Here is a 21,769-nt window from a genome sequence, read left to right as displayed (position 1 = left end):
GTCTGCAACACGCTTGGCACTTGCCTGCAAGCACGCAGGCTTACCGTATTGTGCTGAAAACGTGCCGCTGTACTTAAATGATGGCGCAGCTTACGCCCATCTGCCGGAACACGTCGACCAAGGCCTGCGCATCCCAGTCAGATCGCCAGACAATCACGACGCGCTCCTTATTGGCCCAGAGCGGGCGCAGGCGGCCCCAGAACTCGGGGTTCAGGAAGTCGTCGTGTAAAACAGCACCTAGCTCATCCAATGCCTGCAAGCCGGCATCGCGCCTGACTTTATCCAAAATCGTGGGCAAGGTCTGCGGCAAATACAGAACCCAATCTGCTTGATTCAGAACGCGTAGCGCGCGCAAGGTCAGCAGGTCAGCCGCAGGCAAATCAGCTATGCAGACAATACTGACCCGCACCGCCTTGTCCTGCATGCCGCAGCGCAAGGCGGATTTCAGCATGGCAGCCGCCTCGTCGGTCTGGCCGCTGGCCAACAGCGTCTGCACCTGACTGCCCAACAACCAATCGAAAAAGAAGCGCCGGGCACGTACATCGGGAAAGGCTTTTTTGATGTCCGGTCGGTGGCTGGCCGCCAGTGCCGCCAGATCGCCCAAAGACTCTTCCAGCACGCTTTCGATACGCTCCCTGACACGCCGCGCCAGCACAGGTGCCGAACCCGCCGACGACACGGCCACCATCAAAGGCGAACGATCGACAATGGCCGGCACCTGCACCGAGGAAAGCTGCGCATCGTCGACGACATTGCAGGGTATGCAACGCTGATGGGCTATTTCTGCAACCACCTGATTAACATTGCGCCGGCCCGTTGCGGCGACCACCAAGCAGCATGGCCCTAATTGAGCAGGCGAGAAACAGGCCACAATACTGCGCAGAACCCCGGCCTGGGCGCTGGCCACCAACCAGGGCGTTTGCTGCGGTGCCACTACCGTGACATCGGCTCCGGCACGCAACAACAACCGCACTTTGCGCTCGGCGACCATACCGCCCCCAACAACCATGACGGCCCGACCGGTAAGATTGAAAAACAAAGGAAACAAATTCATGAGTGAGCCTTGCGGCGTCGGCTAAGCGACGCCGCGATTGGATTTACTTCAAACCGGCAAAGTACTTTGCCAGCTCGTGTATGGTGTCGTCGCTTAGGGGTTCGGCCATGGAGCTCATGACCGGATCATTGCGTTCCCGGGTCTTGAAGGCCTGCAATTGCTTGACGATGTAATCGGCCTTCTGACCAGCCAGATTCGGATACAGGCCCACACTGCTGATGCCATCCACACCGTGACATGACGCACACAAAGGCAACAAAGCCGACGTTTGCACAGAAAGATCCGACTGCGGTGTCTTGCCGACCAGCGCCGCCGTCGTATCGGCCCCTGCGGCCTGCGCCATTCCAAGGCCGCACAACAGGGCTGCCATTCTAAAAATCCATTTCATGGTTTTTCCCTTGATCAGTATTTCTGGGTTTCAGGCTGGCCGATGGTCAGCCAACGTGTTCTGGCCCGCGAAAAAATCCCGGAGGGACTTTCCATTTTGTGCTCGGCCACCAGTTCCAGAGAGCGGCTGTCGTAGATCTTGAGGCGGTCTCCCCAATATCCCGAGCTGACATAGAGATAGTCGCCGTTGCGGTTGTAGTTCGGAAAGAAGGCATGCCCGCCCACGTCCAGGGTTTTGACGACTTCCAAGGTGTTTTTGTCTATCAGTTGAATCCAGGCGGCGCGCTTGTCCTTATCGATGATGTCCACGGCCACATAGGGGGCATTCGGATGCGCGGCCGGCGATTCGGTGGCCCCGGCCACCGGAATCTGCTTGACCACGGAAAAGTCCTTGGTATCCCAGACCGTGACCACCGACCCTTTTTTGCAAGTGCCCATATTGGTGCCAAAGGCCAGCATGCGGCCGTTAACCTCGGTAACGGCACCGGAGCCGGCATGCGGCTGGCATCCGGCCGGGATGTCGCGCACCACCTTGTCGTCTTTCAGGTCTATGGCCACATACTTGTTATCGTCGTACGAGGCCACCATGGAATAACGCCCGTCCGGTGTCAGGAAAGTGTCGTGCAGCATGCGCCCTACTTTGGTCAGTTTGGTGACCGGCATGCCGGGCTTGTCGGGATCGATGATCCAGATCTGGCCTGCCTGGCGCAGGGTAAGCGCGAACTTGTTGTTGATACGGCTGCCGATGACGGGACCACCGGCCGATTTGACGAACTTGCCGTCCGGGTCCTCGCCCTCCAGGTCCATGTACTTGACCGGCTCCAGCGTGTCGGCCTTGAGGATGGCTACGCTGCGCGGCACGAAGGAGCTGATGGCCAGCCACTTGCCATCTTTGGAAACAGCAATGCCCGGTCCGGTCAGGCCGACCTTGGCCTGGCGCACGATCTGCAGGGTATAAAGATCGATTTTATAGACGTGACCGTCATCGCTCTTGAGCCAGGCCCAGCGTTCGTGGGTGGGGCTGAAGTCCATGATATGGGGCGCGCTGGGCGTGGCGATCTCGCCGACTACCTGATTGGTCTTGCCGTTGAGAAAGACCGTGCGCGCATGGTTGCCTTCGTCGCCCCGGCCATAACGGCCACGCGCCATGATGACCATCAGGTCGTAAACCGTATCAATGGCGTAATTGGGTTTGGCAGGCAGCGTGGATTCGTCCACCAGGACTTTTACGCTGGCGCGGATTTCGTCCATGCCCCATTTCAGATCGGCGGCCGGCTCGTTCTTGATGAGCTGCGCCAACGCGCGGATATCGGGGTCGGACAGACGGCCGGCGAACGGCGGCATGAGCGTGTCCGGAATACCGGTCATGATGGTGCCGCGCAAGGCGATCTCGCTTTGCACCAGGCGATCGCTGGTCAGGGCCGGGGCCACATAGCCACCCCGATCCGCACCGTGACAGACGGCGCAATTTTGTTGGAACAAATGCTCGACCCGCAGCTTTTCTTCGCTGGTCGCGGCCATTGCCGAGGCAACCCCTGTGGACAGGACGGCCAGAGTCATGATTTTTCTATACATCTTAGTACCTCCCTACGATCACCTTGCAGAAGAGCAAGGCTCTCCACACTATAACGATTGTGATTTTTAGTAGAAAAGGTACGGATACCGATCATTGTCTGGATATGGTTTCATCCAGATAAAAATAATGATCAGGGTGCATATCGACAAATGTTTCGATAGCAAAAACGGAGCGTTTGCAAGTGAGACAAATTTATCACGAACGAAACACAATTTGATAAAACGCAAGGTATAAATAGGGATCAGCACCTATAGTGCGCGGGTATGGCTGGATTGCAGACGGCCGCCCTTTACACCGACCCAAGCCATGTTTTCCTTGCCCATCACCCTGACCCATGCCCGCGACCGGCCTTACAAACAGCAGATTGCCCGCCAGATCGAAACGCTCATCTGTTCGGGTCGTTTACAGGACGGCAACCGCCTGCCTTCCATTACCCGACTGGCTTCGCTGCTGCAGGTGTCCAAGAACACCGTACTGGGTGCCTACGAACTGCTGATCGACTCGAACCTGATCCACAGCGAACCAAGCCGGGGCTATTTTGTCACGCCGCGACACGGCCGCAACGGTAAACGAGCCATCCCGGATTTTGTACTGGATGCGCCCGCCGGTTTTTCGACCCGCTCGGTGAACCGCGCCCGCGCCAGCGGCGTCCATGTGCCTCCGCCCTCTCTGCCGGTGCGGTTCGACTTCAAGGTCGGCCGGCCTTCGGTACATGCCTTTCCGCTGCGCGCCTTCATCCATCTGTCCAACCAGTTGCTACGCCATGCCGGTGCCGCCATGGCCGACTACACGCCCCCCGAAGGCCTATGGGGCCTGCGCCTGCAAATCGCGGACTATCTGTCGGGCAGCAAAGGCATCAAGGCCGACCCGGAACACATCATCATCACGGCAGGCACCCAAGAGGCGCTCAGCCTCATCGCCTCTCATTTCCTGGACAGACATGCCGGCGCAGTGCACGAATCCCCAGGCTATACCGGTTTTTATCGCCTGCTGGATCGCCATCAGGCGCAAGCATATCCGGTGCCCGTGGACGAACACGGCCTACGCACCGACCTGCTACCGGAGCACCCGGTACAACTGGCCTTCGTCACCCCATCCCATCAATATCCGCTAGGCCACACCATGAGCACGGCACGCCGTCAGGAGCTGTTGGAGTGGGCCTCACGCAAAGGTGCGCTGATCATCGAGGACGACTACGATGGCGACTTCTGCTATGGCCCCGCCTTGCCTGCCCCCCTGGCCGCCATGAGCCCCCGGCAGGTCATTTATCTGGGCTCTTTCTCTAAAACCCTGGGTCCAGGCCTGCGTCTGGGTTACATGGTCTGCCCGCCTGCCCTGACTCCCGGCCTGATCGCACGCAAGGCGTTGCTGAACAATGGCTCCCCCTGGCTGACCCAGGCGGTGCTGGCGCGCTACTTCGACGAATATGATTACACCCGCCACCTGCAAACGGTGCGACGACGCTATCTGGAGCAACGCAATACACTGATCCAAGGCCTGAAACAGATCTGGCCGGGCAGCCAAAGCATCAGCGGGGAAAATGCCGGCATGCACCTGGCCCTGCGCTTGCCCGGCCACGGCCCCGATGCCGCGGCTGTGGCCAACGCGGCCTTGCGGCGCGGCATCCGGCTCTATCCGCTGGACCAGGCCGCCAGCGCAGAGATCGAGCCGTCCGTCTCCCGACACTTGCTGTTCGGTTACGCCCGCCTGGATAGCGCGGATATACGCCAGGCTCTGCGCCTGCTCAGCCTGACGCTCAGTCGCCTTTACTAAAAACCTGCCTTAGGACTGCTCCAGCGCCTGGGCAAAATCGCCGGTCAAATCGGCAATCTCTTCGATGCCGACCGAAATGCGCAACTGATTATCGGCAATGCCCATAACGGCACGCTGCTCGGCCCCCATTTCGTAATAAATCGTGTGGGCTACCGGCAAGACCAGGCTGCGATTATCGCCCAGGTGCGTCGCCAAAATGAATACCTTCAAGCGGTTCAGGAACTCAAAGACATCCACCTCGTCAGCCAGCACTACGCTCATCAGGCCTCCAAATCGCCCACCAAACATCTGCGCCGCGCGGGCATGCTGGGGGTGATCGTCCAAACCGGGATACTGCACTTTGCGCACACGTGGATGCGCCTGCAGAAAGCGCGCCAGCGCCAGGGCATTTGCACAGATACGTTCCATGCGCAAGGCCAGCGTTTCCGCCCCGACGGCCAAACGATGCGCCACATCCGAGGACAAGGTGCCGCCCATATCGCGCAGACCTTTTTTCTTGATCTGAGTCAGCCCCCAGGAGCTGGGATTGCCGTTGCGGTAAACCTGAGCAATATTGGGGTAATGGCTCCAGTCGAACAAGCCCGTGTCCGTAACCATCCCACCCAGCCCATTGCCATGACCACCGATATGCTTGGATAAAGAATTGATGACCAACGAGGCCTGATAGTCGCGCCCGGGACGCAGATATGGCGTAGACAAGGTGGCATCGACCACATAGACCAGGCCCTGTTCGCCACACCACTGACCGATACGATACAGGTCGGCGATTTGCGTGCCCGGATTGGCGATGGTCTCGACAAAGACCATGCGCGTATTGGGCTGGCGCGCCGCTTGCACCTGGGCCACATCGGTGGCATCGACCACCGTCACTTCCACACCCAAGTCCCGCAAAGTACCCAGCAAACTATTGGTATTGCCGAAAATATACTTACTGGCAATCAGATGATCGCCCTGCCGCAACAGGGTAAAAAAAGTAGCCGTCAAGGCCGCCATGCCAGTGGCAAAGCTGACACTGCCGGTTCCCTGCTCCATACGCGTTACTTTGGCTTCCAAGGCGGTGGTCGTCGGTGTCCCCTGGCGGGAATACGTAAAGCCGGCTTTGCCCTGAAAGACGGCCGCCAGTTCGCGAGCATCGGAAAACCCGTATTCGGTGGATGGATGCAAGGGTTGATGAATCGCGCCGTGCTGCGTGCCCAGCCTGCGATCCGAATGCAGGGTGGAGGTGGTAAAGCCGTTTTCGTCCATAGTGATAAGCAAAGCCTGAAGTTGCATGCGCCGCATGAAAAAACGCGAAGCCTTGGCTTCGCGTTTAGGGCAGCCGATCATCTATTATCTTGCGAAGCATAGATGCTAAGGCCGAGTTTTTTATACAAATAAGTAATTTAGCAAATGAAGCTCCTTACGCCGCACCACGTTGCCTAAGGGTTTCGTACAAGCAGACCGCACTGGCCACGCTGACGTTCAAGCTTTCAACCGCTCCCATCATGGGAATGGACACTAATTCGTCGCACGTTTCGCGGGTCAGGCGGCGCATACCTTCGCCTTCTGCTCCCATGACCCAGGCCATGGGACGGCGCGCATCGACTTGATGCATGGAATGCGTAGCCTGGTCATCCGTGCCGACCAGCCAGACATCGCGCTCACGCAATTGACGCATGGTACGCGCCAGATTGGTGACGGTAATATACGGCGTGGATTCGGCACCGCCGCACGCCACCCGCGACACCGTGGCATTGAGCCCCACCGCGCGATCGCGCGGCGCAATGACCGCATGCGCCCCGGCCGCATTAGCCGTACGCAGACACGCCCCCAGATTGTGCGGATCGGTAACGCCATCCAGAATCAACAAAAACGGCACCTGACCCGCCTCTTCCAGATCGTCCAGCAGCTCATTGACGTCAACGGCTAATTCCTGCTCGTCGGCCAACGCCACCACGCCTTGATGACGTGTGCCCTTGCACAGACCATTGAGCCGCTCCGCCTGTACGGGAATGACTTTCAGGCCGGCCTGCTTAATCTGATCGATGAAGGACAGCATGCGCTTGTCGCGCCGGGTTTCATCGACATAGACCTCGCGCACCGACGCAGCGCTATGACGGACTCGGGCTGCAACGGCATGAAAACCGGCCAAAACCTGCTGGGGCATAACAATCCTTGAAGAGACAAGAAAACAATGACAGGGCCGGATCTGCACCCGGCCCCGTATTGTACGCTTATCGACGCCGTCCTCTAGGACTGCGTGCCGTCTTGGCCGACTTGGCACTCTTCTCGACAGCCCGCTTTTCGTCGCGGCCGGCTTGCTTTAAGGTGGCGCGCCGCTGCGATGCGGTAGTTCCCTTCAAGGCTTCGGGTTTGGCCGTCGCCGCTTTTTTAATATGGCGCTCGGGCTGCTCGGGAGCCGACTCTGCCGCTTTCAGGGCTTTATAGCCCGTGCCTTTGACCAGACGGAACTCGATGCGGCGTGCCTCCAGGTCCACCCGGGCAACCTGTACCTGAACCGGATCAGTCAGACGATACCGGATGCCTGTGCGCTCGCCGCGCAACTCGTTCAGGATCTCGTTGTACTGGAAATAATCGGCACCCAGTTCGGATACATGCACCAGACCTTCGACGTACAAGGTGTCCAAGGTCACGAACAGACCGAAGCTGGTGACGCCGCTGATTTTGCCAGAATACTCCTCGCCCACATGCTCTTTGACAAACCAGCACTTGAGCCAGGCCTCCACATCTTTGGACGCTTCGTCGGCGCGCCGTTCACGGGCGGACAGCAAGGCACCCAAGCGTTCCCAGCGGGCAAAATCGCGCTTGCTGGCCGGCAACGCCGCATCGCCTGGCTCATCCTCGATGGCCGGCACATAGCGTTCACCCTTCAGAATGGACTTGATGACCCGGTGCACCAGCAAATCCGGATAACGCCGTATCGGCGAGGTGAAGTGCGCATACAGCGGATATGACAGGCCAAAGTGACCCGTTCGTTCCGGACTGTAAATAGCTTGTTGCATGGACCGCAGGCACATGGTCTGGATGACCGCAAAGTCCGGTCGGCCCCGCGCTGCCGCAACAACCTTGGCGTAGTCGGCCGACGTCGGCTCTTCGCCGCCTTCCAGGGTCAGACCCAGGCTGCGCAGGTATTCGCGCAAGGCCTCCAGCTTGGGGGGCGTAGGACCATCGTGCAGACGGTACAGCCCATTGCGCCGGTTGCGGGCGATAAAATCGGCCGCGCAGGTATTGGCCACCAACATGCACTCTTCAATCAGCTTGTGCGCATCGTTGCGCACCAAAGGCTCGATCCGTTCGATGCGGCCCAGTGGATTGCAGATGATCTTGGTCTCGACAGTATCAAAGTCTATAGCCCCACGCGCTGTTCGGCGTTCAGCCAGCAAGCGGTATAAGGCGTACAGATTCTGCACGGGCCCGAGCACATGCTGGATCTGCTGGGCGGCCGGCCCGGTAGGTTGCTGCAGCGCGCTCCAGATGTCGGTATAAGTCGTGCGGGCATGCGAGTGGATGACGGCTTCGTAGAACTGATAGGCCGACACGGTGCCCGACTTGGGACCGTCGGCCAGCACCACCATGTCGCACACCATAACCAGGCGATCCACAGACGGATTGAGCGAACAGATGCCGTTGGACAGGGTTTCGGGCAGCATGGGAATGACGCGGCGCGGAAAATACACACTGGTGCCGCGCTCCAGCGCGTCCGCATCCAGCGCATCGCCCGAACGCACATAATGGCTGACATCGGCAATGGCAACCAACAGACGCCAAGCCATGCGACGACGCTTGCCGGTGCCTATGTCCACTTCTTCGCAATAGACGGCATCGTCAAAATCGCGGGCATCCTCACCATCTATTGTGATGAACGGCACATCGCGCAAATCCACCCGCCCTTTATATTCGGCCGGCTTGACCTTGGCGGGTATGCGGGCAGCCTGCTTAAGCGCAGCCTCGGAAAAATCCACCGGAACATCGAACTTGCGCACAGCGATCTCGATTTCCATGCCGGGATCATCGATTTCGCCCAGCACTTCGGTGACGCGACCCAGCGGCTGACGATGGCGCTCGGGCTGCTGGGTGATCTGAACAGTGACGACCTGACCGGGTTCGGCCCCGCCCTGCTCACCGGGCGGGATCAAAATATCATGCTTGATGCGCTGATCTTCGGGCACGACAATGAACGTGCCGCGCTCACGCAGAAAACGCCCCACCAGCTTGCTGGTATGACGCTCGGTGACTTCGACAATAGAAGCGTCGGGCTTGCCGCGATATTCCCCGACGATGCGAACCAGAACGCGGTCGCCATGCAACACCTTGGCCATTTCCCGAGGCGACAGAAACAAGTCTGGCTGTCCATCCGCCCGCTGCAAAAAGCCGAATCCGTCGCGGTGGCCCAACACACGCCCGGCAATAAAACCCGTCTGCATATTCTTGCGGATCTTGCCATCGGCCCCGATCAGCACCTGACCATCGCGCTCCATCGCGCGCACGCGCCGCTCCAGGCCGACCGACACCGGCAGTTCCAGACCGAGCTTGAGCGCCAATCCGTCGATATCCAATGTATCCGCAGCATCGCGCACCACGGCCAAGATTCCTTCCCGCGAAGGCGTGTCGGGGTCGAAATCGGGCGGCAATTCATAACGACCCGTTGCTTGAGTCAGGTCCTCGGTACTGTTTTGGAATTTTTTGATCAAAAGGACACTTCCATTATTAAAAAATTATGCCTATAATCCTTTTCTTTGCTGCTTTTGGCAGCAAAACGTTGCAGGCTTTTGGCACAGACATAAGCATACAACGATTGCCCAGGTGGCGGAATTGGTAGACGCGCATGGTTCAGGTCCATGTGCCGCAAGGTGTGGAGGTTCGAGTCCTCTCCTGGGCACCAAATTCCTCGAAAGCCCGGTTGTCGAAAGACAGCCGGGCTTTTGCTTTGTGCGCCCAAAAACCAAACCTGAACCTTGATATTCTGAATGCCTTACATCACCATTTGATGACGGCACGCTGAAATAAAAAACCGGCTGCCTGAAAAGCAGCCGGTCAGGCTGCTGACAAACCCCGCTGTTACACCCATGTCTGTTTGCTCAGCCCAAACACATGTTTGGACTGTCGAGCGAACACATCCCTATGTCGCGTTCGGTCGTTGAGCGAAGCAGAAACGGCATCGAAGAAGGTGAGTCCGGCGGCCCTGAGTCGGCGGGCTGGGGCCTTCGCCCGCGCTGCGCGCCGGTTCCCTTGCCGGCTGGCCGGGACAGGCACCCCGTTAACTCGCCGCGTGGTTCGTGCCGAACCACAAGCGCGCGTCTCAAACAGAACGGGGCTTGCCCACTGTCCCGGCTATCCGTCGGCGGCGAATGCCCTGACTCGCCCGCCGACTCAGGGCCGCCGAACTCACCCGGGCAACGTGATGGTTCCAGGCCCACGGCCCATCGACCAACCCTACCAGGCGGGGGCTCTCTCGGTCCCCCTAGTCTTGCTATCCGTGAATCACCCATAGACCAAAGGTTGAAATCTATGCCATCAGGGCTTCGAGCCGCTCAAGGCGCACGCTGAACGGGGCAGGCGGGTCGGATGGCTTGCCGCAGGCGGGGCGCGAGGACGGGAGGCACGTGTCGTGCTGTTTGACGGCGGCGCTTGTTGCTTGTCCGGCGGACAAGCGACCCGCCGGAGTTCACGACGCGCCCGGCCACGCGAACCGACTAGGGCACCGGCGCGCAGCGCCGGCAAGCCGTCAGCCTGCCCCGTTCAGCGTGCGCCTTGAGCGGCGTCTATAGAAAACCGGTTCGGCAATGAACATCGGCAGCCGAACGGAATGCAAAAAAAAGCCAGCCCACACTCAAGGGCTGGCAAGCGGATTTTACGCAAGGGTTTGTCAGCAGCCTGACCGGCTGCCTGAAAAGCAGCCGGTTTCACTAAGAAGACGATAAAGACTTAGCCGCCGCAACCACCACAACATGCTCCGTCTTCGCCATGAACGGCGATACGGTAGCCCGCCTGCTGCACGACGGCATGCAAGTCTTGCAAAGACACCTGACTTTCATCAAAGCGGACCGACGCCTTGGCATTTTCGTAGGACACACTGGCCGCATCGACGCCCGCCGTCGCCGCCAAAGCCGCTTCCACCTTGCCGGCGCATTGATCATTCTGAAGACCTGCCAGCCTGAGCATTCCAATCTGCATGATTCATCCTTTTGTGTCGAAAGAACAGGGCCTGCATGGATGCCGCCCATAAAGATATACTTTACATATATCTTATGGTGCATGACAAGCCCATACACGCGCCTGCGCCTCAAAACAAAGTCCGTTCAGGGCCGCCGCCTGACGCCATCAACACCCACCAACAATGCCAAGCACCACATTGTCGAACGACTCGTTTCTGTGGGATGCTATCCATATGCAGACATGTCCTTGCGCATGCCTACGCAAGCCCTCCCCTTTCCAGGAGCTTTGCTGATCGTGAGCGACACTCAAGCCCTTTCCTATGGCGCGGACCAAAACACACGCAAGATCACGCTGATCGGCGTTCCTACCGACGTTGGGGCCGGCAGACTCGGGGCCGGCCTGGGACCCGACGCTTTACGCGTGGCCCAGCTCGGTCCCGCTCTGGCACGCTTTGGTGCCGATGTCCGCGATATTGGCAACCTGGCCGGCCCCCCAAACCCACGCAGCAACCGAATCCCTGATGCTCACGGCCTGCGTAATCTGGACGAATGCATACACTGGAACCGGGCTGCGCACGATGCTGTCCACGCCCAGCTTATCCAAGACCGAACGCCCATCATGCTGGGCGGCGATCACTCCCTGGCCATAGGGTCGATCAGCGCCGTGGCACGCCATTGCCGCGCAACTGGAAAGCAGTTGCGCGTGCTCTGGCTCGATGCCCACTCCGACTGTAACACCCCCGACATTTCGCCCAGCGGAAATATTCATGGCATACCCGTGGCCAGCCTGTGCGGACTAGGCCCGCAGGCACTGACGACTCTATCCGGCATCCTGCCCGCCATCGTGCCGGCAGCCATCACCCAGATTGGCCTGCGCAGCGTCGATGAAGCCGAAAAGCGCATGATCGAGCACCTGGGCCTAGAGGTCTACGACATGCGCTCCATCGACGAGCTGGGTATGCGCGAAGTCATGCAACGGGCCCTGTCAGGCCTGGATGCACAGGACATGCACCTGCATGTCAGTTTCGATGTGGATTTCCTGGACCCCGACATAGCCCCCGGCACCGGCACAACCGTACGCGGCGGCCCCAACTACCGCGAAGCCCAACTGTGCATGGAGATGATTGCCGATACAGGCAGGCTGGCCTCGCTGGATATTGTCGAACTGAACCCAGCCCTGGACATCCGCAACCAAACGGCCGAACTGGTGGTCGATCTGGTGGAAAGCCTGTTCGGCAAAAGCACCTTGGTGCGCCCAAGACAGAACTAAGCACCCGACACAACGTAGACGCGGCCACTATGCCCGGATAAAGGTTAGCTTGCCCCTTGCTCTACCGAACAGGGGGCCATTCAAGGAGGCTCAGACCATGACGCGTTTTATTGATATTCCTGCCATGTCCCACCTGATCAGCCAGATCGGTGTACGCACCTTTATCGCCGAGCTGGCACAGGCCATCACCCAGGACTTCGTGCGTTGGCCGGACTTCGATAAATCAGCCCGCGTAGCCCGCCACTCCGATACCGGCGTGATTGAACTGATGCCGATCTCGGACTCCCGCCGCTACGCCTTCAAGTACGTGAACGGCCATCCAGGAAATAGTGCGCACAAGCTACCGACCGTCATGGCCTTCGGTGTACTGGCCGACGTAGACACCGGCTACCCGGTGCTACTGTCCGAGCTGACGTTGGCCACCGCCTTGCGAACCGCCGCCACTTCTTTGGTGGCCGCCCGCGCCCTGGCCCGCCCAGACTCGCGCCGTATGGCACTGATCGGCAACGGCGCGCAAAGCGAATTCCAGGCGCTGGCTTTCCATCAGCATCTGGGCATCCGGGAAATCATGGCTTATGACATCGACCCGGCAGCCACGGCCCGCCTGATCCACAATTTGGCCGACTGCACAGATCTGCTCATTCGACCCGCAGACTCCATCGCCCAGGCCGTACAGGGTGCCGATATCGTCACTACGCTGACCGCCCGCAAAATCCGCAGCGCCATCCTGACGCCGGACATGCTTGCTCCGGGCATGCATATTAATGCCGTCGGCGGCGACTGTCCGGGTAAAACAGAACTGCACGCCGACGTCCTGCGCGCAGGACGCGTGTTTGTCGAGTACGAGCCCCAAACACGCATCGAAGGCGAACTACAACAAATGCCCGCCGACTTCGCCGTTCAGGCTCTGTGGCAAGTCTTGGCCAAGACCGCGCCGGGCCGATTGAACAACCAGGAAATCACGATTTTTGATTCGGTAGGGTTCGCACTGGAAGACTACTCCCTGTTGCGCTACGTTCACGAACAAACGCTGCAACGTCATATCGGGACCACCATCAAGCTGGTTCCAGACATGAACGACGACCCCAAGAACCTCTTTCGGCTTCTACGCAGGCAAACCGCAGACATAAGTCACAAAACCTAAAGGCCCAGACCAGCCCCGCTCGTCCTCGCACCAGCTGCGCAAACCGCTGGCGCGAGGACGACACACCCAGAACCTCACTGTCTTGCCATGACAGAGACCGCGCATTCAGGAAGGTTTGTACAGCGTTTGCATGTCACTGCGCAGTTGCTCGATCTCGTCATGGACTCGCTGTTGCAGCTTCTCCGGCGAACCAGGCAACAGCACGCCACCATAGGTATCCATGGTTTCCTGCAACTGCTTATTGCCAACCAGTGTCTGGTTCAACGCTTGGTTCAATACCCGGATGCGATCGATGGGGGTCTCTTTCGGGGCGACCAGCCCAGTCCATCCACTGGTGGTGATGTGCACGCCACTGGCATTGGTATCTGGCACGCCCGGCAACGCTTTCAAGGCCTGGTCGGCCATGATGCTCAAGGCAGTGAGCTGACCCGACTTGATATGGGCGATCGCAGGGCCGGCCACCATCACGGCACCGTCGGACTCCCCCGACACAACGGACATCAGAGCAGGCGTCGAACCCTGATAGGGAATGAACGTCATATCCAGGCCATGCTTTCTGGCCAACTGGCGGCCCGCGTAGTCCGAGGGCGTGGCATTGCCAGCGGTGGCAAAATTGAAGCGGCCCGGATGCGCATGAATCCAATCCTGCAATTGCGCAAACGTCTTGATGCCCAGCTTGTGATTGACCACCAGCGCATTGAAGAACTCATTAATCAGTCCCACAGGCGCAAAATCGTGCTCCAGGTCAAAGCCGGGCTGCTTCATTTGCAACATGGTCATGACGGCGGGCGAGGCCACCAGGGTCAGATGATAGCCGTCCGCCTTGGCCCGCGCGCCTGCCGCCGTGCCGATGGCTCCGCTTGCGCCACTGCGGTTTTCCACCACGACGGGTGTGTTCAACTCCTTGGACATGCCTTGGGCAACCAGGCGAGCCGTAGTATCGGCTGCCGAGCCAGGCGGGTATGGAACAGTAATCGTCACCGGCTGCTCGGGGAAGGAAGCAGCCTGTACACCAGCGCAAAATAAAGCACTACAGGACAGGACGAAGGTACGTAATGAACGTGTATGCATAGTCAGGCATCCTTGATGGAAAGTGATCCGCTCCGAGGTTCCAACTGCTTGCTCACAACAGAATCTGAATGGATTCAAAAGCTGCTTCTACATTGACCAGACTGATTTTTTTTTCATGTATGGACCAGGTCGTCCCCTGCACATCCAGCCGATAGTCCACCTGCCCGGCAAAGTGGCGCAAACGCTGGCCTTGCCACTCGTGCACGATCAGGTGTCCGCGCACGTGCAGACCGGCATCATCCCGTGTTCTGAACGAGACATTGCCTGTCAGCCGGGACGTGCGGATATCCTGGGCAAGGCCATGTGCCTGCGGGTGCCGCAAGCGCGCCACGCGCATGGCCAACATGTCCACGCTCTCATAGCACAGAGAAATATGCTGCAACGGATCGGTCTGATCGGCTTGAGCCGGAATCCAGTACATGCCCTGGGCGTCAAACAAGGCCAGCCACTGCTCGTAGCGTTGTTCGTCCAGTAACTGGTTTTCCTGATAAATAAAATCCAGCACCTGATCTCTTGTCACCGTGCTCATTGAACATGCTCCATATAGGTGCGCCACGCATGGAATTGATTGCGTACATAGCGCTCGCTCATGGCATGCGAGGCCCCGAGCGGTTGGGTTTCTTTGCTGTATTCACGGTGGGCGCTGACATATTGCGGTGCCTGAGCCTTGAGCCCGGCCTCGATGCGCTCGAAGTTCTCCAGGTCATCGGCGCGAATCAGGGAGGTAGGCGAGTTGACCGCATTGGCAAAAGCAATCGTGCGCCGGTTGATGGCGTCCGAAGCGCCGATCAGTCTGAAACTGTAGATATCCACACGCGTTCGCTCCACACTGAGCGGCACGATGACCCGCAGTTGCATCCAATTGGGCGTAATCGACAAATTGGGATAGAACAAGGCGATATGTCGATCTGTGCGCAAAATATCCTGCGCCTTCTCGGCTCCGTGAAAGTCTCGCAGCGCCGCTTCGTATTCTCGTTGTTCGGGGGTATCCGGGCGACTTTCCCGAAAACCAAACATTTCACTATGGCCCCGCTCGAAACAGTTGACAGACAGCGCCGCCATTTTCCGTGGGGGCTGTCCGTTCGCGCTGACAATGTCAGCCTGCAGCTGGCTCCACGGGTCCTGTGTGCTGGCACTGGTCTGCCGCGCCGACAAAATGGAGGACTGATGCGTGGGCAAGGCGTGCGCGCCATCATGGAGGTTTTCCAGATAGACCTTCCAGTTATTGCGCTGGGTCATGCGAAACACCCCCCCAAAAGGCTCGATGAGTCCGCTAGGAGAGCGTTCCTGCATATTCATAAGATTGCCGGCATTAGGCCCCAGCCAATCGAGCAGCGCGGGCGCTTGCGCATCCAGATTGACAAACAGAAACCCGGCATACTCGTCCAGGCGGGGCACACCTGCCAGCCCCCAGCGCGCATCGCCGACTTGAACAGGCGTACCCTCGTAGCCCGCACTCATGGGCAAGCCGCGCAGTTGGCCGCAGGTATCAAAAGACCAGGCATGGTACGAGCACACCAATTGCTCGGCCTGGCCACAGGGGTGACGGGTCAACAACGCCCCCCGGTGCGGACAACGATTGAAAAAAGCCCGTATCGTTCCATCACCGCCGCGCATGACCAGGATAGGCTGCCCCTGCACCTCTACGTTTACATATCGGCCTGCCTCGCCCAGTTGTGAAACATGGCCGACGTAGTGCCAGGCTTTGGCAAAAATGCGTTCTTGTTCCTGCTCGAAAAGCAAGGGGTCGGTGTAGACCCGCTTATCGATATTGGCCCCATTAAACAGGCGGGCAATGGCTTCTGGCATACGATCTCCTTGCCGGCAAGGCATCCGGCGGTCAAAAAATGCAAGCGCTATAAATCAAGAGTAAGAATCGGGCCGGCCGATCGCGATACGCACAGGCAAATAAGATGCTCCTGGCCCTGTTCCGATGCCGACAAGCACGAATCCCTGTGAATGACCTGGCCGTCAAGAACGGTCTGTATGCATGACCCACAAGTACCTTGGCGACAGGAGCTGTCGACAACGATATTGTGTAATTCCAATGCCTCAAGAATGCTCTGATGAGCCTGGACAGGGATCTCTTGGGATGCTCTACGGCCCAAGCGAACAGTGAAGGCCTGGTCCCCCTCGCTTGTCGATTCCACGGCAGGAACAAATTGCTCCTTGAACAGGGGCGCATCCCCCCCGTGTTCCTGCCGAAGGCGCTCGATCTGCTCCATAAAACCAAGCGGGCCGCAGGTATAAATTGTGCGGTTTGGTTCCTGCTCCATGGCCTGGCCGATCACATCGTCAATCTGTGAGCGCGGCAGCCCTATATGCACATGCACGCGGCCATGAAACGGAGCGTCTTGCAGCGCATTGACTAAAGGTGCCCGTTGGCGACTGCTTGCAAAGTAATGCAAAACAAAAGGGCGTTGCTCATGATGCAGGTGCCAGGCCATACTGAACAAAGGGGTCAGGCCTATCCCGGCCGCCAGCAGCAAACCGCCACCGGTGCCTTCTTGCACGCCAAAGCTATGGCGTGGGAGACTGGCAGAGAGCATGGTTCCCGGCACAATACTTTCATGGATGGAACGTGATCCACCACGGGAATCGGGTGCAAGTCTGACGGCAATGTCCCAAAACCTGTTTTGCGCAGGATCGCCACATAATGAGTATTGTCGTTTCAGTCCGCAGGGCGTTGTGATGTCGATATGGGCGCCTGCCTTCCATGCCGGCAAAGTCTGGCCCGGTCTTTCGAGCCGATACAGCCACACATCCACCGCTTCGCGCCGCCGCTCCAGCACGCGCAAATTCAGCGTCTGATTTTTACGGATTGCTTGAGCAGCTTTATTCATTTCAACACACGCCACCATTTAGTTTAAATATAAAATATTTATAGTTATATAAAATATATAAATAGCCCTGAATAGGGTCAAGTTCTTAATTTTCATGACTATTATTCGCCGGGGGAATAATATGGATCTGTCCCGAATCGACTTGAATCTATTGCGTGTCTTTGTTGTTATTTATCAGGAACGCAATCTCTCTAGGGCGGCAATACGCATGCATCTTAGCCAGCCGGCCCTAAGCCATGCCTTGGCGCGCCTGCGTGGGTATTTTGCCGATCCGCTGTTTACCCGCACGCAAGGCGGCATGCAGCCCACTCGCATGGCCGAGGCTCTTTTTCAACCGGTCGATCAGGCAATCCAGGCTTTGCAGGCGGCATTGCGCATGGCATATGACTTTGATGCGCGCAGCAGCGACCGTAAATTCCGGGTCGCATTCAGTCCCGCGATGCGCCACAGCGCCCTACCCCGCCTTTATATGTCGTTGCGCCAAAGCGCACCGGGGCTTCGCCTGGACGTGGTGAATGTTGATAAGTCGACCGTTGAAAGCAGGCTATACAAGTCTGAAATTGACGCAGCCATCTGCCCGGAAATTCATGGTCCGGATCTCTACAATTCAAAGCATCTTTACGACGAGGCTTTTGTATGCGTGGGCCGGGAAACCACCATGCCATCCAACCCGATACTGGATATGGCTTTTTTCGTGCATGCTCGACATATCAAAATCGACACCGACGAATTTCCGTACTACAGCATCGCCAGCCTTATGCACTCACAAGGCAAAAGCCTGAACTATGTCCTTGAGGTGGATGGCTATCAATCGCTCAAACCCTTGCTGGAACACGATGATCTCTTGCTGGTCGCTCCACAATCCATTGCGTATGCCTTGTGCCAGAGCGGCGAACTGGTACACCGGGTCCTGCCCTTTCGCACCCCTCAAGTGGCGATAGGCTTGCACTATCCCAGTAACCGCGCCCTGGATGCCGGAGCACTATGGCTGTACCAGCACATTATTGCGTTGTTTCAGAATGCTGGCCATGCATAAAACAAAAGCCCGGCTGTCTTTCGACAACCGGGCTTTTGAGGAATTTGGTGCCCAGGAGAGGACTCGGTCACACTAGCGCGACCCCAGCCGGGCCTGCATGCCCGGCCTTTCTCGTCCTCGCGCAAGGTGCTCAAGCACCTTGCTTCCTGGGCCCATAAAGCAAAATGCCGACCATCTTACGATGATCGGCATTTTGAGGAATTTGGTGCCCAGGAGAGGACTCGAACCTCCACACCTTGCGGCACATGGACCTGAACCATGCGCGTCTACCAATTCCGCCACCTGGGCGTTGAGTGTTTGATTTGCATCGCGACTCAAGAATTAAATTATAGACTCAGTTTTCTTTTTTTTGCAAGTCTTTTAATGACTTTTGAAATCAGAGGATTTATTTGATTTTGATTCTCATTTGCGATACTGTTGTGTCGTGCGATATATCTTAAGAGAGTGGCATGGACATAAACAGCCTGGATGTCGAGCGTATGTTGCTGGACTTTGGCCAGGGTCGGAAATATACGGCCAAGGCCATGCAATTGATGTTGATGTCCATGCTGCAGGAAGGCCAATCGCATGGCTATCAACTGATACGGCGCTTTGCCCAACTTAGCCGTAATACCTATGTGCCTAGTGCCGGGACGGTCTATCCGGCTTTGTCGTTTTGTACGGCCCAAGGATGGGTGCATGTGCAAACGCAAGGACGCCGCAAGCTGTACAGCTTGACCGATCAAGGCCTTGTCTACTTGCAGGGGCAACAGGATACCTGTGCGTATTTGCTGCAATCTCTGGCCTACAGAGCGCGCAAACTGGTGTGGATGCGTCAGATGCTGGCTGAATCCGGCAATACTGATCAGATCCGCGCAGCGCAGGAGCAGACTGGCTGGTTGCCCGAGTTTGTCCATATTCGCCATGCCATTCGGCATGCTTTGTTTGAACAGTCCACTGCTGGTCCGGAGCGACAACGCCAAGTCGTTGATATTCTGGAGCAAGCATTGGCACAGATACGAAATTTGCCCAAGGAGTCTTGAACATGCAGTCTGTTGACGAAATACAGAAAGTTGCCCACCCCTTGAAGTTGCGCCTGCTGACAGTCAAGGCCCGTCGGATGTTGGGGCCGGATCTGGTGCGCATCACTCTCGGGGGGACGGATCTGGCCGGCTTTTATTCGCCCGGTTTCGATGACCATGTCAAATTGATTTTTCCCGAAGCCGGGCAAAGCGTGCCGCGCTTGCCGCAACTGGGGGAACGCGGACTGGTCTTTCCAGCGGGTCAGCCCAGGCCCGCCATGCGCGATTACACCCCTCGCGCCTGGCGCGAAGCAGAGCAGGAACTGGACATCGATTTTGTGTTGCATGGCGAAGGCCCGGCCTGCCAATGGGCGTCGGCTGCCCGTACCGGCGACAAATTGGGCGTAGCCGGTCCGCGTGGCTCCTTTCTGGTTTCGACCGGATTTGATTGGCATGTCTTGATAGGCGATGAAACCGCCATCCCCGCCATAGCGCGTCGTTTGCAAGAACTGCCGGCGCAGGCCGCCGTGCAGGTGTTTATGTTGGCCCGCAATTTGCAGACTTTAGGAGCGCTACAGGCACCAGACCATGTGCCGGTGAATTGGGTGCCGTCTTTCGCCGGGCAAGCGGGCCTGCTTGACGCCGTGCGCAATGCGCCTGTGCAGGCGGGGCGTGGTCATGTGTGGATTGCGGCCGAATCCGCCGTGGCCAAGGCTATACGTCAATACTGGGTTCAGGAGCGCGGCCACGACAAGACGCTGGTGCGCGCCAGCAGCTATTGGCGTCAGGGTGAAGCGGCCATACACGAGCAGCACGACTAAGCCGCCCTGCGCTCCAGGCCGGGTAAGGTGCGCAGGCGTCCGTGCAGATTCAGCACGGTGTCCAGATCGGCGTCCAGCTCCGTATCAGGCCTGGCCAGGCGATGGGAATCGATCAGGCGGGCGATGGCATCCATGTTCAGGAGCAATTGACTGTCGATTTCGTCATGGAACGCTGCCCAGTAGCCGCCTCGGCAACTGGAACCAAGCCAGCGCGGTTCATAGGCCCCCAGGATGTTGGGCCGACTGGCTTCGAGCACGGCCAGGCGCGAACAACCTGGGCGAGCCTGGATGCGGTAGTGGCGTTGGCCTAAAGTCAGGTGGTAGTAAAACGGTGCAGGCATGAAATGCTCCTGTTTAGCTCTTGGAACAGATGTCCGGGTGAGCAAGTTGGATTAAAAGACCCGTTGGGCGCATAGGCCCCCAATGAAAAACCCGCCGGCGGCGGGTTTGCAAAGCATATCCCCTTGTTTGCCGACAGGCCGTATCGTGAATCCACCTTGTGCGGGTACACAGGTTGGCATGGGTTGCCCCAACTCTTGATACAGCAATAAGCATAGAAGTGTTTGTGCGAACGCGCAAGACAGACGCAATACAGCCTTACAAAGTAAAGGGATTAAAGAAAATAATCTTTGCGTATTTTTATAAACGTGCTATAGTTATCTTCTGTCTTGCTGATTGGCGCTTTTTTTAAAAAGCGCAGCCTAATACGCAACAAACTGCAGTCAGAGCCCAGGTGGCGGAATTGGTAGACGCGCATGGTTCAGGTCCATGTGCCGCAAGGTGTGGAGGTTCGAGTCCTCTCCTGGGCACCAAATTCCTCAAAATGCCGATCATCGCAAGATGGTCGGCATTTTGCTTTATGGGCCCAGGAAGCAAGGTGCTTGAGCACCTTGCGCGAGGACGAGAAAGGCCGGGCATGCAGGCCCGGCTGGGGTCGCGCTAGTGTGACCGAGTCCTCTCCTGGGCACCAGATTCCTCGAAATGCCGATCATCGTAAGATGGTCGGCATTTTGCTTTATGGGCCCAGGAAGCAAGGTGCTTGAGCACCTTGCGCGAGGACGAGAAGGGCCGGGCATGCTGACCCGTTAATTTTCCTTCACGGGCTACCGATATATCGGGCGATACACTGCGGTTTTGGAGACGCGCCATGCACCTGACTCTGATCCCGATCTTTGCCGCCGTCATGTATGTCTGGTGGACTCACCCTGCCCTGCCCCAACTGATTGCCTCGCACTTTACTACGCAAGGCGTGGCCGACGGTTTCATGGAGCGCGATCAATATGTCACTGTAATGATTGCGCTGATGATCTTGCTGCCATTGGGCTGTGCGCTGCTGGGGGCACTGTTTACCAAGCTTCCCGATCAGGCCATCCGCATCCCACGCCGCAGCTATTGGCTGAATCCGGAACGACGCCAGGAAAGCTTAAGCTATCTGTCCAATTGGCTGCAGTCCCTGTCGCTGCTGCTGATCGCATTGTTAGCCTTTGTGCATTGGTCGATACTGCGCGCCAACCAGCACACCCCCAGCCATCTGGACACCGAAACCCTGCTGCTGGGTTCCGGTCTGTTCATCGCTGCCCTGGCAGCATGGGTGCTGATCTTGCATCGGCGCTTCGGCCTGCCGGCCGAATAAATAAC

General features: G+C 58.0%; 19 protein-coding genes, 3 tRNA genes and 1 riboswitch. Of the genes, 9 read left to right on the top strand and 13 right to left on the bottom strand.

Annotated features, from left to right (window positions below; all coding sequences use genetic code 11):
* Positions 1-73: 73 nt before the first annotated feature.
* From AADW57_RS07670 to AADW57_RS07660, 3 genes are read right to left on the bottom strand one after another with little or no spacing between them, the layout of a single operon-like run.
* Positions 74-1,054, bottom strand: a complete 981-nt coding sequence (locus AADW57_RS07670; protein WP_341669460.1) for a precorrin-2 dehydrogenase/sirohydrochlorin ferrochelatase family protein — start codon at positions 1,052-1,054, stop codon at positions 74-76.
* A gap of 43 nt (positions 1,055-1,097) precedes the next feature.
* The gene (locus AADW57_RS07665) at positions 1,098-1,442 is read right to left on the bottom strand and encodes a c-type cytochrome (protein ID WP_341669459.1); all 345 of its coding nucleotides are present in this window, start codon (positions 1,440-1,442) and stop codon (positions 1,098-1,100) included.
* 14 nt (positions 1,443-1,456) lie between these two features.
* On the bottom strand, positions 1,457-3,001 hold the full coding sequence (locus AADW57_RS07660; RefSeq protein ID WP_341669458.1) for a cytochrome D1 domain-containing protein: 1,545 nt from the start codon (positions 2,999-3,001) through the stop codon (positions 1,457-1,459).
* 322 nt (positions 3,002-3,323) lie between these two features.
* Between AADW57_RS07660 and pdxR the strand changes: the two genes are divergently transcribed.
* The gene (gene pdxR, locus AADW57_RS07655; protein WP_341669457.1) at positions 3,324-4,790 is read left to right on the top strand and encodes a MocR-like pyridoxine biosynthesis transcription factor PdxR; all 1,467 of its coding nucleotides are present in this window, start codon (positions 3,324-3,326) and stop codon (positions 4,788-4,790) included.
* A 9-nt stretch (positions 4,791-4,799) separates the two neighbouring features.
* Here pdxR and AADW57_RS07650 read toward each other — a convergent pair whose 3' ends face one another.
* The 3 genes from AADW57_RS07650 to rnr form a co-directional block, all read right to left on the bottom strand.
* Positions 4,800-6,035 (bottom strand): cystathionine gamma-synthase family protein, encoded by a 1,236-nt coding sequence (locus AADW57_RS07650; RefSeq protein ID WP_341669669.1) that lies wholly within the window; start codon positions 6,033-6,035, stop codon positions 4,800-4,802.
* Positions 6,036-6,189: 154 nt separating this feature from the next.
* Entirely contained in the window at positions 6,190-6,936 is a 747-nt protein-coding gene (gene rlmB / locus AADW57_RS07645; RefSeq protein ID WP_341669456.1) for a 23S rRNA (guanosine(2251)-2'-O)-methyltransferase RlmB, read from the bottom strand.
* 67 nt (positions 6,937-7,003) lie between these two features.
* Positions 7,004-9,481 (bottom strand): ribonuclease R, encoded by a 2,478-nt coding sequence (gene rnr, locus AADW57_RS07640; protein WP_341669455.1) that lies wholly within the window; start codon positions 9,479-9,481, stop codon positions 7,004-7,006.
* A 106-nt stretch (positions 9,482-9,587) separates the two neighbouring features.
* Here rnr and AADW57_RS07635 point away from each other — a divergent pair.
* Positions 9,588-9,672 (top strand) — tRNA-Leu (locus tag AADW57_RS07635).
* 1,043 nt (positions 9,673-10,715) lie between these two features.
* On the opposite strand, the gene AADW57_RS07630 is transcribed toward AADW57_RS07635, so the two are convergent.
* Positions 10,716-10,964, bottom strand: a complete 249-nt coding sequence (locus AADW57_RS07630) for a heavy-metal-associated domain-containing protein (protein ID WP_341669454.1) — start codon at positions 10,962-10,964, stop codon at positions 10,716-10,718.
* Positions 10,965-11,240: 276 nt separating this feature from the next.
* Between AADW57_RS07630 and rocF the strand changes: the two genes are divergently transcribed.
* Both rocF and AADW57_RS07620 read left to right on the top strand, forming a co-directional pair.
* Positions 11,241-12,215, top strand: a complete 975-nt coding sequence (rocF, locus tag AADW57_RS07625) for an arginase (protein ID WP_341669453.1) — start codon at positions 11,241-11,243, stop codon at positions 12,213-12,215.
* Positions 12,216-12,312: 97 nt separating this feature from the next.
* A complete protein-coding gene (locus tag AADW57_RS07620; protein WP_341669452.1) occupies positions 12,313-13,359 on the top strand; it encodes an ornithine cyclodeaminase in 1,047 nt (348 codons plus the stop codon).
* A 105-nt stretch (positions 13,360-13,464) separates the two neighbouring features.
* Here the strand turns inward: AADW57_RS07620 and AADW57_RS07615 are convergent, their stop codons facing one another.
* The 4 genes from AADW57_RS07615 to AADW57_RS07600 are packed head-to-tail and all read right to left on the bottom strand — an operon-like array spanning position 13,465 to position 17,273.
* The gene (locus AADW57_RS07615; RefSeq protein ID WP_341669451.1) at positions 13,465-14,430 is read right to left on the bottom strand and encodes a Bug family tripartite tricarboxylate transporter substrate binding protein; all 966 of its coding nucleotides are present in this window, start codon (positions 14,428-14,430) and stop codon (positions 13,465-13,467) included.
* Positions 14,431-14,482: 52 nt separating this feature from the next.
* Positions 14,483-14,959 carry an aromatic-ring-hydroxylating dioxygenase subunit beta gene (locus AADW57_RS07610; RefSeq protein ID WP_341669450.1) on the bottom strand — a complete coding sequence of 159 codons (477 nt, stop codon included), beginning with the start codon at positions 14,957-14,959 and terminating at the stop codon, positions 14,483-14,485.
* Entirely contained in the window at positions 14,956-16,239 is a 1,284-nt protein-coding gene (locus AADW57_RS07605) for an aromatic ring-hydroxylating oxygenase subunit alpha (protein WP_341669449.1), read from the bottom strand. The genes AADW57_RS07610 and AADW57_RS07605 overlap by 4 nt, the downstream gene beginning before the upstream one ends.
* A gap of 47 nt (positions 16,240-16,286) precedes the next feature.
* The gene (locus tag AADW57_RS07600) at positions 16,287-17,273 is read right to left on the bottom strand and encodes a PDR/VanB family oxidoreductase (protein WP_341669448.1); all 987 of its coding nucleotides are present in this window, start codon (positions 17,271-17,273) and stop codon (positions 16,287-16,289) included.
* Between the two features lie 121 nt (positions 17,274-17,394).
* Between AADW57_RS07600 and AADW57_RS07595 the strand changes: the two genes are divergently transcribed.
* Entirely contained in the window at positions 17,395-18,309 is a 915-nt protein-coding gene (locus tag AADW57_RS07595) for a LysR family transcriptional regulator (protein WP_341669447.1), read from the top strand.
* A 203-nt stretch (positions 18,310-18,512) separates the two neighbouring features.
* Here AADW57_RS07595 and AADW57_RS07590 read toward each other — a convergent pair.
* A tRNA-Leu gene (locus tag AADW57_RS07590) sits at positions 18,513-18,597 on the bottom strand.
* 161 nt (positions 18,598-18,758) lie between these two features.
* Between AADW57_RS07590 and AADW57_RS07585 the strand changes: the two genes are divergently transcribed.
* Together AADW57_RS07585 and AADW57_RS07580 are read left to right on the top strand one after the other, a co-directional pair.
* Complete coding sequence (locus AADW57_RS07585; protein ID WP_341669446.1) at positions 18,759-19,331, top strand: PadR family transcriptional regulator; 573 nt, start codon at positions 18,759-18,761, stop codon at positions 19,329-19,331.
* Between the two features lie 2 nt (positions 19,332-19,333).
* On the top strand, positions 19,334-20,131 hold the full coding sequence (locus tag AADW57_RS07580; RefSeq protein WP_341669445.1) for a siderophore-interacting protein: 798 nt from the start codon (positions 19,334-19,336) through the stop codon (positions 20,129-20,131).
* Here the strand turns inward: AADW57_RS07580 and AADW57_RS07575 are convergent.
* Positions 20,128-20,472: a hypothetical protein gene (locus AADW57_RS07575; protein ID WP_341669444.1), complete on the bottom strand. Its 345-nt coding sequence runs from the start codon at positions 20,470-20,472 to the stop codon at positions 20,128-20,130. The two genes, AADW57_RS07580 and AADW57_RS07575, sit on opposite strands and share 4 nt — an antisense overlap.
* 113 nt (positions 20,473-20,585) lie before the next feature.
* Positions 20,586-20,679: riboswitch (SAM-I-IV-variant riboswitch) on the bottom strand.
* 179 nt (positions 20,680-20,858) lie between these two features.
* Here AADW57_RS07575 and AADW57_RS07570 point away from each other — a divergent pair.
* Both AADW57_RS07570 and AADW57_RS07565 read left to right on the top strand, forming a co-directional pair.
* Positions 20,859-20,943, top strand: a tRNA-Leu gene (locus AADW57_RS07570).
* Between the two features lie 335 nt (positions 20,944-21,278).
* Complete coding sequence (locus AADW57_RS07565; RefSeq protein ID WP_341669443.1) at positions 21,279-21,764, top strand: DUF1648 domain-containing protein; 486 nt, start codon at positions 21,279-21,281, stop codon at positions 21,762-21,764.
* Positions 21,765-21,769: the final 5 nt, after the last annotated feature.

Source organism: Alcaligenes sp. SDU_A2 (assembly GCF_038237375.1).
Classification (GTDB): domain Bacteria; phylum Pseudomonadota; class Gammaproteobacteria; order Burkholderiales; family Burkholderiaceae_B; genus Alcaligenes.
This window is presented reverse-complemented; position numbering and strand designations above follow the sequence as displayed.

What these genes read in the sequence shown, in the direction of transcription:
- AADW57_RS07670 (WP_341669460.1), bottom strand. Translation starts at nt 1,054, where the DNA reads ATGAATTTGTTTCCTTTGTTTTTCAATCTTACCGGTCGGGCCGTCATG.
- AADW57_RS07665 (WP_341669459.1), bottom strand. Translation starts at nt 1,442, where the DNA reads ATGAAATGGATTTTTAGAATGGCAGCCCTGTTGTGCGGCCTTGGAATG.
- AADW57_RS07660 (WP_341669458.1), bottom strand. Translation starts at nt 3,001, where the DNA reads ATGACTCTGGCCGTCCTGTCCACAGGGGTTGCCTCGGCAATGGCCGCG.
- pdxR (WP_341669457.1), top strand. Translation starts at nt 3,324, where the DNA reads ATGTTTTCCTTGCCCATCACCCTGACCCATGCCCGCGACCGGCCTTAC.
- AADW57_RS07650 (WP_341669669.1), bottom strand. Translation starts at nt 6,035, where the DNA reads ATGGACGAAAACGGCTTTACCACCTCCACCCTGCATTCGGATCGCAGG.
- rlmB (WP_341669456.1), bottom strand. Translation starts at nt 6,936, where the DNA reads ATGCCCCAGCAGGTTTTGGCCGGTTTTCATGCCGTTGCAGCCCGAGTC.
- AADW57_RS07630 (WP_341669454.1), bottom strand. Translation starts at nt 10,964, where the DNA reads ATGCAGATTGGAATGCTCAGGCTGGCAGGTCTTCAGAATGATCAATGC.
- AADW57_RS07620 (WP_341669452.1), top strand. Translation starts at nt 12,313, where the DNA reads ATGACGCGTTTTATTGATATTCCTGCCATGTCCCACCTGATCAGCCAG.
- AADW57_RS07615 (WP_341669451.1), bottom strand. Translation starts at nt 14,430, where the DNA reads ATGCATACACGTTCATTACGTACCTTCGTCCTGTCCTGTAGTGCTTTA.
- AADW57_RS07610 (WP_341669450.1), bottom strand. Translation starts at nt 14,959, where the DNA reads ATGAGCACGGTGACAAGAGATCAGGTGCTGGATTTTATTTATCAGGAA.
- AADW57_RS07605 (WP_341669449.1), bottom strand. Translation starts at nt 16,239, where the DNA reads ATGCCAGAAGCCATTGCCCGCCTGTTTAATGGGGCCAATATCGATAAG.
- AADW57_RS07600 (WP_341669448.1), bottom strand. Translation starts at nt 17,273, where the DNA reads ATGAATAAAGCTGCTCAAGCAATCCGTAAAAATCAGACGCTGAATTTG.
- AADW57_RS07595 (WP_341669447.1), top strand. Translation starts at nt 17,395, where the DNA reads ATGGATCTGTCCCGAATCGACTTGAATCTATTGCGTGTCTTTGTTGTT.
- AADW57_RS07585 (WP_341669446.1), top strand. Translation starts at nt 18,759, where the DNA reads ATGGACATAAACAGCCTGGATGTCGAGCGTATGTTGCTGGACTTTGGC.
- AADW57_RS07580 (WP_341669445.1), top strand. Translation starts at nt 19,334, where the DNA reads ATGCAGTCTGTTGACGAAATACAGAAAGTTGCCCACCCCTTGAAGTTG.
- AADW57_RS07575 (WP_341669444.1), bottom strand. Translation starts at nt 20,472, where the DNA reads ATGCCTGCACCGTTTTACTACCACCTGACTTTAGGCCAACGCCACTAC.
- AADW57_RS07565 (WP_341669443.1), top strand. Translation starts at nt 21,279, where the DNA reads ATGCACCTGACTCTGATCCCGATCTTTGCCGCCGTCATGTATGTCTGG.